At 66.2% G+C, this 9,628-nt stretch carries 10 protein-coding genes; 1 reads left to right on the plus strand and 9 read right to left on the minus strand.

What is annotated here, in order from left to right; genetic code table 11:
* The 6 genes from NOF53_RS27255 to NOF53_RS27285 form a co-directional block, all read right to left on the minus strand.
* Positions 1-158 (minus strand): biotin carboxylase N-terminal domain-containing protein (locus NOF53_RS27255; RefSeq protein ID WP_255974770.1); only part of this gene is annotated, 158 nt, incomplete at its 3' end.
* 133 nt (positions 159-291) lie between these two features.
* A complete protein-coding gene (locus NOF53_RS27260; RefSeq protein WP_255974754.1) occupies positions 292-1,668 on the minus strand; it encodes a condensation domain-containing protein in 1,377 nt (458 codons plus the stop codon).
* A 21-nt stretch (positions 1,669-1,689) separates the two neighbouring features.
* Positions 1,690-2,106 (minus strand): SufE family protein, encoded by a 417-nt coding sequence (locus NOF53_RS27265; RefSeq protein ID WP_255974756.1) that lies wholly within the window; start codon positions 2,104-2,106, stop codon positions 1,690-1,692.
* On the minus strand, positions 2,103-3,002 hold the full coding sequence (locus NOF53_RS27270) for a sulfurtransferase (protein WP_255974758.1): 900 nt from the start codon (positions 3,000-3,002) through the stop codon (positions 2,103-2,105). Before NOF53_RS27270 ends, NOF53_RS27265 begins: the two co-directional genes overlap by 4 nt.
* Positions 3,003-3,557: 555 nt before the next feature.
* Entirely contained in the window at positions 3,558-5,000 is a 1,443-nt protein-coding gene (locus NOF53_RS27280; protein WP_255974760.1) for a condensation domain-containing protein, read from the minus strand.
* On the minus strand, positions 5,000-6,517 hold the full coding sequence (locus tag NOF53_RS27285; RefSeq protein WP_255974762.1) for a condensation domain-containing protein: 1,518 nt from the start codon (positions 6,515-6,517) through the stop codon (positions 5,000-5,002). The genes NOF53_RS27280 and NOF53_RS27285 overlap by 1 nt, the downstream gene beginning before the upstream one ends.
* 249 nt (positions 6,518-6,766) lie before the next feature.
* Between NOF53_RS27285 and NOF53_RS27290 the strand changes: the two genes are divergently transcribed.
* Complete coding sequence (locus tag NOF53_RS27290; protein WP_255974764.1) at positions 6,767-8,488, plus strand: MFS transporter; 1,722 nt, start codon at positions 6,767-6,769, stop codon at positions 8,486-8,488.
* On the opposite strand, the gene NOF53_RS27295 is transcribed toward NOF53_RS27290, so the two are convergent.
* From NOF53_RS27295 to NOF53_RS27305, 3 genes are all read right to left on the minus strand, one after another.
* Positions 8,471-9,115: a Maf family protein gene (locus NOF53_RS27295; RefSeq protein ID WP_255974766.1), complete on the minus strand. Its 645-nt coding sequence runs from the start codon at positions 9,113-9,115 to the stop codon at positions 8,471-8,473. The genes NOF53_RS27290 and NOF53_RS27295 overlap by 18 nt on opposite strands.
* A gap of 34 nt (positions 9,116-9,149) precedes the next feature.
* The gene (locus NOF53_RS27300) at positions 9,150-9,506 is read right to left on the minus strand and encodes an acyl-CoA carboxylase subunit epsilon (RefSeq protein WP_255974768.1); all 357 of its coding nucleotides are present in this window, start codon (positions 9,504-9,506) and stop codon (positions 9,150-9,152) included.
* The coding region (locus NOF53_RS27305) for a carboxyl transferase domain-containing protein (protein ID WP_255974774.1) at positions 9,503-9,628 on the minus strand (126 nt) is incomplete at its 5' end. The genes NOF53_RS27305 and NOF53_RS27300, both read right to left, overlap by 4 nt.

Raw genomic sequence — 9,628 nt, forward strand, 5'->3', positions numbered from 1 at the left:
TCGGCCAGGCGCACGAACGGGGCATCGGCGTCGGGTTCGGCGTAGACGGCGACACTGGTGTACCCGGCATCGGCTGCGGCCCGGATCACCCGCACTGCAATCTCACCGCGATTCGCGACGAGCACCTTCGTGATCTGCGCGCTGGCATGACTGGGCACTGAGCCTCCTGTGGTTCATGTGGTCGGTCGCCGCGGTGGTTCCGTGAGGTCACACCAGCGGTGGGTTTACGGGCCTCACTTCGGAGTCTAAGCACCGAAGGGAACGCGGTCGTCACCGGATCGCGATTTCCAGTCAGGGGTTCAGCGAGGCTTCACGCCCTACCGCCGGGTAGCTTACTGAAACCTGTTCCAGTTGCCGCCGAAGGCTCGCGACCCAGGTGTGAACGCTCGCCGCGGCGATGTCGTTGCCTGGATAGCGCACTGCCAGGTTGACCCCCCGGGGTGTGCGATTGACCCATGCATACACGTCGTGCGTGTATTGCCGGCTTCGCAGTGCCCGGGCATTGCGCTCGACCCACTGGCCCGCATCCGGGACGAATCGGACGTCCATGTAGGAGACGACGAAGCGAGGTCGAACGGGGAGGTCGAGTTCCTTCTCGATCCGGTCGAACGGGACGACGGCGATCGGCCTGGTCCGCCCCATGCTCGCCTCGGCTGCGCGAGCCACATCCCCGAACTCGTGGGAGGGAATCTCGAATTCAACCGGGCTGAGGCCGACGAACCACCCGAGCGCCGACGCCCACTGGGGCGCATGCCGCGTGTGGACAGGCGTGACGGTGCGAAAACGATGGTGCCCGGCAACTTCCGCGCCGGCGAGGCCCAGGCACGCCAGAAGGCCGGAAAAGAACCCCACCTCGGCGTCTCTGCACGCCGCAGAAAAGGCCGCAGCCCGGTCGGCATCGAGGATCCACGCCGACAGGTTCTGCTGCGCATCGTGGGTGCGCGGGCCGATCTCGAGCGGGAACTCCGGCAGCCCTCGGTCCGCGAGCGCGCAGCGCCACACGTCGAGCGCCTCGCGCTGCACGTCGGCGTCGACGGGGGTCTCACGCTCCTCCCGTCCGAAATCGACGTAACTCCCGACCGGGAACAGGTTGGCGGCCCGACCCGACACGATCTCCTCGTACAGTGCGCTCAGTTCGTGTGCCACCAGCACGATCGAGAACCCGTCGATGATCGAGTGATCGGCGGCGAAGAAGACGGTGAATCGATCACGCTCCACCGGCTCGAGTGTCGCGAACACATAGGACGGCCAGCTGTGCGGAGACGCGTACCCGTCGAACAGTTGCTGCAGGTGGGTGAAGTTGTCACCGCCGGCGGCGTCGTACCCGTGGCTGACGACGCCGATGTGTAACCCGCCGGCAGGCACCGTGCGCCGTCGGATGGTGTCGTTATCCGGATCGAACGAGGTGTGTGAGCGCAGCACCTCATGCCGGTCGGTCCACTTCTCGAGTGCCGACTGAAAAGCTGCGACATCGAGGCCGCCCTCGATCTCGAACGCAGTACCGAGCCAGGACTCACGCCCGTCGGCGGCCGCGCAGCGGCGCAGGTGAGCTTCGTGGATGTAGGACGCCGGGCGTGGGTCGTCGACCCACGCCGAGCGCGCACACGGCAACCACTCGGTGAGTGCTCCCACGGGTATCGGGTAATCGGCGAGTTCGGTGAATTCCATCAGTCTGTCGTCGCATCCGGCCTAGCCGCGCAGATGCCGCTTGATCCGCGCGAGCATCGCAGACATGCCGCGCAACCGTAGCGGGCTGACAGCGTCGGCCAGGCCGAGCGCGGAGTAGAAGTCGTCCGGGACACCGAGGATCGTATCGGTGCTGTGGCCGTCGAGGCCCTGCTGGAGGATCGACGCGAAACCACGGGTAGTCGGCGCCTCCGGGGGTGCGCTGAAATGCAGTCGCACGTGCTCGGGGTCGGAACTGTCCACCGACAGGAAGAGCGGCGACTGGCACTCCGGAACGGGCTCCATCGCGTCCTGTTCCAATTCGGCAGGCAACGGTTCGAGTTCACGGCTGAACTCGAGCAGCAACTGGAGCTTGTCGGAGCCGTCGACGGCAGCGAAGTCGTCGACGATCTCGGCAAGCGAATCGGGCATTACGGTCATGACGACGAGCCAGGGACATCGCCCGGCTCCTCACCCCTGACGATGGGCACGCGCACGGTGTTACCCCACTCGGTCCACGAGCCGTCGTAGTTGCGCACCTGTGGGTAACCGAGCAGGTGGTTGAGCACGAACCAGGTGTGGCTCGAACGTTCACCGATCCGGCAGTACGCGACGATGTCGTCGGCGGCGGACACGCCGCTGTAGATCTCGTTCAGTTCGTTGCGGGAGCGGAAACGGCTGTCCGGCGCGGCTGCCTTGGCCCACGGAATGCTCTGCGCACTCGGGATATGACCGCCGCGCAGTGCGCCTTCCTCCGGGTAGTCGGGCATGTGCGTCCGCTCGCCGGTGTACTCCTGAGGGGAACGCACGTCGATCAGCGGACCCTTGCCGAGGTGCCCGAGCACGTCGTCCTTGAACGCCCGGATCGGGGCGTCGTTTCGCTCCACCACCGGATAATCGGTGGGGGAGGTCTCGGGTACGTCGAACGCGGTGTCCCGGTTCTCGGCGATCCACGCATCCCGGCCACCGTCGAGGAGGCGAACGTCCTCGTGCCCGAAGAGAGTGAACACCCAGAGCGCGTACGCAGCCCACCAGTTGCTCTTGTCGCCGTAGATTACGACGGTGTCGTCCCGGCTGATGCCCTTCCGGCTCATCAGCTCCGCGAACCTCTCGCCGTCGATGTAGTCGCGGGTGACCGGATCGTTCAGGTCGAGGTGCCAGTCGATCTTCACGGCGCCGGGGATGTGGCCGACGTCGTAGAGAAGCACGTCTTCATCCGACTCCACGACCTTGAGGCCGGGCGCTCCCAGATGTGCGTTCAGCCACTCGGTCGACACGAGCCGTTCGGGGTGGGCGTACTCGGCGAAGGAGGGAGTGGGATCTGGCGCTACGGGCACGGGCGGGCTCCTGCGGGATTGGACGACGGGACAGACACGGTCGGACGAAAGCCAATTCTAGGCCGACACCTCGAGTTCGTCCGAACGGCGTTCACAGTAACCGTGTCGGGCTTCGCCGCAGAGCGGTCGGCACGCGTAGATTCGCCCCGGAACGGAGGTTTGATGCACGACATCTCGACGCGCGCCGACCTGGAGTTGCTGCTACGGCACTTCTACGCACGGGCATTCGCCGATCCGATCCTCGGGCCGGCGTTCGACACACTCGCGACTGTCGGCCTCGAGGACCATCTCCCCGTCATGTGCGACTTCTGGGAGTCGGCCCTTCTGGGAAACGGCAGCTACCGTGGCCGCGTCCTCGCCGTCCACCGCGGCCTACACGGCCGGCACGGATTCAGCGACCGGCACTTCGACCGATGGGTGGAGTTGTGGACCGCCAGCGTCGACGATCTCTTCGGTGGCGAGGTCGCGGGCCGTGCACGGTCGCGGGCGGTCCAGATTGCACTGGCAATGCGGCAACGCATTCTCGGTCCGTCCGACCACCGAACTCGGCCGGAGTCAGATGACGGGAGTGCCCTCGAGATGCAGCTGAGTGGTCAGTTCCGCGATGGGTGCCACGCCGTTCTCGCAGATGTCCAGCATGATCTCGCGCAACCGTTCGAGGAATTCGGTGACCGCACGGCGGGCCGTGGGAGTTTCGGGGAACCGCGAGCGAAGCGCGAGTCCCCGCCCCGTTCGTGAGATCCAGAACTGCGCGTCGTCCGCGACGGTCACGTTGCTGATGTGGTGAGCGTTCAACTCGTCGTGGTCGTCGGTGCCCGGGAGTCTGCGGTAGTCGATGTAGGACACCATGAACACGTCGGTCCGGGTCCGTCGGTACGCGTCGCCGAGCGATTCACGTACCTGGGCCATCGTTACGCCCTTCAAGGTCAGGGCGGTACGGAAGGACGCGTGGGTGTGCGCCAGCGAGGACTGGAAGTCGCCGTCGGGGGTCACCTCCACGGTCAGCGGCGCACTCGTCGTGAGCCATCCCAGTGCGTTGGCCCACTGTGGGTCCTGGCGGATGTGCAGCGGAAACTGCAACGGCATCCGGGAAGTGCCGTTGATCGACTGGACGGCCAAACCCATCGCGGTGAGCGTGCCGGTGAACAGGCTTCCGCCGGAGTCGAAGCAGATCTCCTCGAAGCGTTCGGCGTGGGCGGCACCCAGTAGCGGACGGACATCGGCGCCCTGCGGCGCCGGTTTGCCGGCTTCGACACCCAGGTCCAACGGGAAACTGGGCGCGGTACCGCCGCACCGCTCGTAGAACCGTGCCCATTCACGAACCCGGGGATCACCCAGTTCGGTGACCGGCGTCTCGGCCTCGAGCTCGCAGTACCGCAGGAAGCTACCGGGATCGCCGAGTTCCGTTGTCAATTCGGCATCGGTGAGGTCGCGGGACCCGCCGTGCGACACCAGTTTCTGGTAAATCTGCCGGAGTTCGCCCAGTGCGATGACCAGAGAGTAGCCGTCGACCAGAGTGTGATCGAAGGCACTGACCACCGTGTAGTGGTCGTCCCGCTCGATCGTCGCGAAGAGATACGCGGGAAACGTCAAGGGGTCGCAGGCCTCGGTGAAGCGTTGTCGCAGGTGGTCACGAAGCTCTTCGGAAGACGACGTGAGAGCAGCGTCGGAGGCGACCACCGAGATGGCGGCGGGGTCGAGATCGACACGCATCAACGCGTCGGGGGTGACGTCGAACCCGGTCTGCAGGGTGTCGTGACGCCGGATGAAGTGGACGAGCGCGTGTTCGAGCGCCTCCTTGTCGAGCCGGCCCGGAAGATCGAAAGCCGCTGCCATCCACACACTTCGCCCCATCCCGTGGGTGCGGGCAGTGTCGAGGTGGAACTGCTGGTTGTAGGACGGCGGTACCGCCGACTGCGACACCACGCCGGGGTTCACGGACCATTCCGTCACGAGGCCGGGTTCGAGCATGTACTTGTCGATGGACGTGACGTGCACTAGCGCGCCCCCTTTGGCGAGAGAGATCCCGAGGCCGCCGGAGCGAAGTGCGAAATCGTGTAATCCCCCTCGCGGGCTACGGTTTTCATGATGGTCGACAGGCGTCCGGCATATGCGGCGACAGAGCGGTGCGCTTCCTGGGTATCGGGGTGGGAGATGGCCATCCACGTTCCCTCGAGCACCCGGTTGATCCAGATGGAGGCGATCTGCGTTGCCTTCCCTCCCACGATGCCGGTGGCGCGGCTGGACGAATAGTTCTCGGTATCGGGCAACCTGCGTCCGTCGATGTATGACACGATCGGGGGAGGTGTGAGGGTGGTGTGCTGTGACAGGGTGCCCGGGCCCGACGCGGCCAGCACCGTGTCGATCACCTGTTGCACCGACACCTCGCTGAGTGACTTCCCTGAGTGATACGCCTCCTGCGCACGCTGGGCGAGCCCCGCGAACGTCGTGGCTCCGCCCAGTTCGAACCCGACCGGAATGAGGTTGATGAACCAACCCTGAGACCAGTAGAACTGCGGATCGTTGCGGGTGGTCACCGGGGAGAGCGCCATGTAACGCTCGCGCCCGACCAATTCGTGCTCGGTGATCGCGAGGGCCGCGAACACACCGCCGATGAAGTTGGCGCCATTGGCCTTGCACGCGGCACCGAAGAGTTCGCACTCCTGCGCGTCGGCCAGGTCGAATCGGCTGCCGATGGCCGGCTTCGGCGCGTCGTCCGCGCCGAGGTCGAGTGGGAAGCTCGGGAAGCTTCCTCCGTTACGGGTGAGATGACCGATCCAGCCGTGCACCTGCGGAGACGCCATCGTCAACGTCGCGGCCTTCTCCCGCTCGCGCCGACTGTATTCCACATAGCTGCCAGGGTCCGGCAATTCCGGCTCCACACCGTCGAGTTCGGCCTGATAGATCATCCGCGTCTCGGCGAACATCAGGATCATCGACTGCATGTCGGTGTGCGCATGGTCGATCGCGTGGAAGAGGGTGAAGCTCGCCTCGGCGTCGGGTGAATCCGTCGCGTAGTGCTCGACTGCACCGAACACGAAAGCCGGCCAGCCGAGCGCGCTGGTGTCGTTCGCGAAGCGCGCTGCGACATGGTCGCGCACCTGCTCAGGGGTGTCGAGAACGTCACCCTCGACTGCGGTGAGGTCAATGGACTCAGCTGGAACGACGTGTCGCCGAATGGGATTCGCCGTATCCGTGGGGTCTGCCGCCGGGTCGGCGAACGAGAACCAGCTGTGCAGTGTGTCGTGGCGCAGAACATAACGTTCGAGGGTCCGCGTCATGGCGGCCATGTCGAGCCTGCCGGGGAAATCGAACGCGATACCGATCCAGGGGGACTGCGTCTCCCCGTTGCTCGCGGCGAGTCGTGCTCGCCTCAGGTGTCGTTCCTGCATGGTGGTCGGCAAGGCAGGGTCGATCGGGGCCTGCGCAGCCGCTCGTGCGCTCGCGTCCGTGACTTTCCACTCGACGACCCGCCCAGGCTGTGGCTTCCAGTGGGTGATCAAGTTCAAGTCCATCGAGCGGCTCCTGAGGTAGTCGAAGTCGAGGTGAGCGAGTTCGGTCGTGCACGAGCGTCTCGCAACAGGATGCGGCACTGAGTGCCTTACCGCGAGAGGTAACGAGGTACGGAGATTGATTACAGGTCGGTTCCGGTCCAGTCAAGTGTCGATCAAACGCCCCCTACGCTGCAAATTCCTGGCGTACCATCTCGAAACTTTGAACTACGTCACAACCCACGGCACACTTCGAGCTATTAGCCTGGGCGGATGCCCGTGACACAGCATGACGTCCTCGACCGCAGAGAACTCGGTCGCTGGGCCCCGTGGCTGGGTCTCGCCACCAGTCTCGCTGCCGTGTTCATGCAACTCCTCGACGCCACGATCGTCAACGTTGCGCTGCCCAGTATCGCGGTCGATCTGGGCGCTTCCGTGTCCGCCCAACTGCTGATGGTGAGCGTATACACCCTCTCGTTCGCATGTTCGCTGATCACGGCCGCTCGGTTGGGTGATCTGCTCGGCAGGCGCCGGGTCTTCCTCACCGCGCTGGCCCTGTTCGTTCTCGCGTCCCTGCTTTGCGGGCTGGCGCAGACGCCGATGGAACTGGTCCTGTCCCGGGCCATACAGGGCCTGGCTGCCGGATCGATGTCCGCCCAGACCTTCGCGATCATCTCCGGCCTGTTCCCCAAACGGTCGCACCCGCGAGTCTTCGGTATCTATGGGGCGACCATCGGGCTCGCCACGATTTCCGGTCCCCTCGTCGGCGGCCTTCTCATTCAGTGGGATCTGCTCGGCTGGGGGTGGCGCCTCATCTTCTTCGTCAACATCCCGCTCGGCATCGCCGCGCTGGCGCTCGGGTACTTCTATCTCGTCGACGCAAAGGCCGACGGTGTCCGGCGACTCGACGTGGGCGGAGCCGTCCTGTCGGCGGTAGGCCTCTTCCTGCTCATCTTCCCGCTGGCGGAGGGGCGCGAACGGAACTGGCCGACGCCGATCGTGGTGATGCTGGCCTGTTCGGTGCCGGTACTCATCGCTTTCGTCGTGTACGAGTGGCGCCTCGGACGACGGGGCGGCGACCCGGTGCTGCGGCTGGAACTGTTCACCGATCGGGCGTTCTCGCTCGGCGCCGCCATCGCCTTCGTGTTCTTCGGGACACTGACCTCGCTGATCTTCACCATCTCGCTCACCCTTCAGTTCGGCTTCGGCTTCTCCCCGTTGCGGGCGGGAGTGATGACGTTGCCGTGGGCACTCGGGACCGGTCTCGCCGCGCTGGCGTCTTCGCTGGTCTACCGCAGAATCGGCAATCTTGTGCTTCCGCTGGGAATGCTCCTGTTCGCGGGCTCCCTCGTCGTGCTGGCCGCGCAGCTTCAGCATGAAGGAACCGATCCACGGTGGGCGGCCCTCGCCGGCCCCCTGTTCATCGGCGGTGCGGGGCTCGGGTTGTTCGTGGCGCCGCTGCAGACGGCGATCCTCGCCACTGTGCGACCGGCGAATGCGGGCTCGGTGTCCGGCTTGTTGCCGACGGTCCAGCAGGTGGGCAGTTCCCTCGGCCTCGCAGTGATCGGTGTGGTGTTCTTCAACTTGGTCGCCACGCAGTCGTCGGCGGCTGTTCAAGCGGAGCGGCCGGCCTTGACCGCGGAGCTGGCACGAGTAGGTGTGCCGTCGGCCCTCGTCGCCCGGGCCGAGGAGAGCTTCGTGCGGTGTGCGACGGACCAACTCGGTTCCACCTCTCCGATGAAGGTGCCGGAAGGCTGCCGGTCTCTCGGGTCGGGAAGCGCGACGGCCTTCGGTGCTTCGGGGAAGCAGATCGCCGATTCCGCTGTGGTCGCCGCCCGAGAATCCACCCGTGCCGCGGCCGGGGAGGCGTTCCTGCAGGCCGAGCGTCGCGTCTTGTGGATCATCTCGGCGGTGGCCGCGGCGATCGGCGTGGCGTCGCTCACGCTTCCGCGGCGGAACCGGCCGGGCGAAGCCGAGTCAGTCGGTACGGCCTGAGGTCGCCCACAACTCGGCGATACCTACGCCCACCCGGCCGAGCAGGGTGCGCACGAGGGGCAGGCCGATCCCGATCACGCTTGACGGATCGCCGTCGATGCGATCGACGAACCACCCACCGAGACTGTCGAGCGTGAACGCGCCCGCAACCTGGAGGGGTTCGCCCGTGGCGAGATACGCCTCGAGGTCGGCGTCGTGAGGACTGGCGAAATGGACCACGGTGGCGCTGGACTCGTGGGCGTCGCCGATCACCGAGCCGTCCACCACCCGCAGAACACTGTGCCCGGTGAGCAGGGTGGCGCTACGGCCGGCCATGGACGCCCAGCGAGAGCGTGCCACCTCGACAGACCCGGGCTTGCCCTGCAACTCGCCGTCGAGGAGCAGCATGGAGTCACATCCGACCACCACGAAGTCGGAGAGCCCCTCGCTCGCCAGGCCGGGCAGCACGTCCTTCGCCTTGGCGCGGGCCAGTTCGGTGACGACATGCTCCGGGGGTGCCTCGGCACCGAGTGCCGTGATGAGGGCGTCCTCGTCGACTCCGGACACCCGCACGATCGGCTCGACCCCGGCGCTGCGCAGAACAGCGAGCCGCGCCGGGGAGGCCGAGGCAAGTACGAACGACGTCACAGTTCTCGCCCGACGACGACCGGCAGCAACACCGTCAACGCCGGGAAGCCGAGACGTTCGGGAACGCGTACGGCGAGAACGGCGCCACACGGCGGTGCATGCGCGTGGGAGCGCCCCAGGACTCCGGCGGAAGGTGTGAATCCGGGTCTCCGCTGCCGTTGCTTGCGGCGGCCATCAGCACGGTGACCAGCGCCGCGAGCTCCGCGTCGGTGGGCGAGCCCTTGATCACCCTCACAAAGGGCTCGGAGGCGGTGGCAGCCGGCTGGTCAGTCGGCAACGCCGTGGTGTCCGCATCCGCGAGCGCAGCCTCGGCGGCCGAACCGTTGACAGACGACTGCGTGGCCGTCTTGTCCGAGCCGTTCTCCGTGCGCTCTTCCGTGAAAGCGGTCATAGGGGGATGTTCCCATGCTTCTTGGGCGGGAGGGTGACCATTTTGCGTTCGAGGAGGCGCAGGGCGGCCACGATCTGTCCGCGGGTGTGGGAGGGGGGGATGACGGCGTCGACGTAGCCGCG

It is taken from the genome of Rhodococcus tibetensis, from assembly GCF_024438035.1.
In the GTDB taxonomy this organism is placed as follows: domain Bacteria; phylum Actinomycetota; class Actinomycetes; order Mycobacteriales; family Mycobacteriaceae; genus Rhodococcus_F; species Rhodococcus_F tibetensis.

What these genes read in the sequence shown, in the direction of transcription:
- NOF53_RS27260 (WP_255974754.1), bottom strand. Translation starts at nt 1,668, where the DNA reads ATGGAATTCACCGAACTCGCCGATTACCCGATACCCGTGGGAGCACTC.
- NOF53_RS27265 (WP_255974756.1), bottom strand. Translation starts at nt 2,106, where the DNA reads ATGACCGTAATGCCCGATTCGCTTGCCGAGATCGTCGACGACTTCGCT.
- NOF53_RS27285 (WP_255974762.1), bottom strand. Translation starts at nt 6,517, where the DNA reads ATGGACTTGAACTTGATCACCCACTGGAAGCCACAGCCTGGGCGGGTC.
- NOF53_RS27290 (WP_255974764.1), top strand. Translation starts at nt 6,767, where the DNA reads ATGCCCGTGACACAGCATGACGTCCTCGACCGCAGAGAACTCGGTCGC.
- NOF53_RS27300 (WP_255974768.1), bottom strand. Translation starts at nt 9,506, where the DNA reads ATGACCGCTTTCACGGAAGAGCGCACGGAGAACGGCTCGGACAAGACG.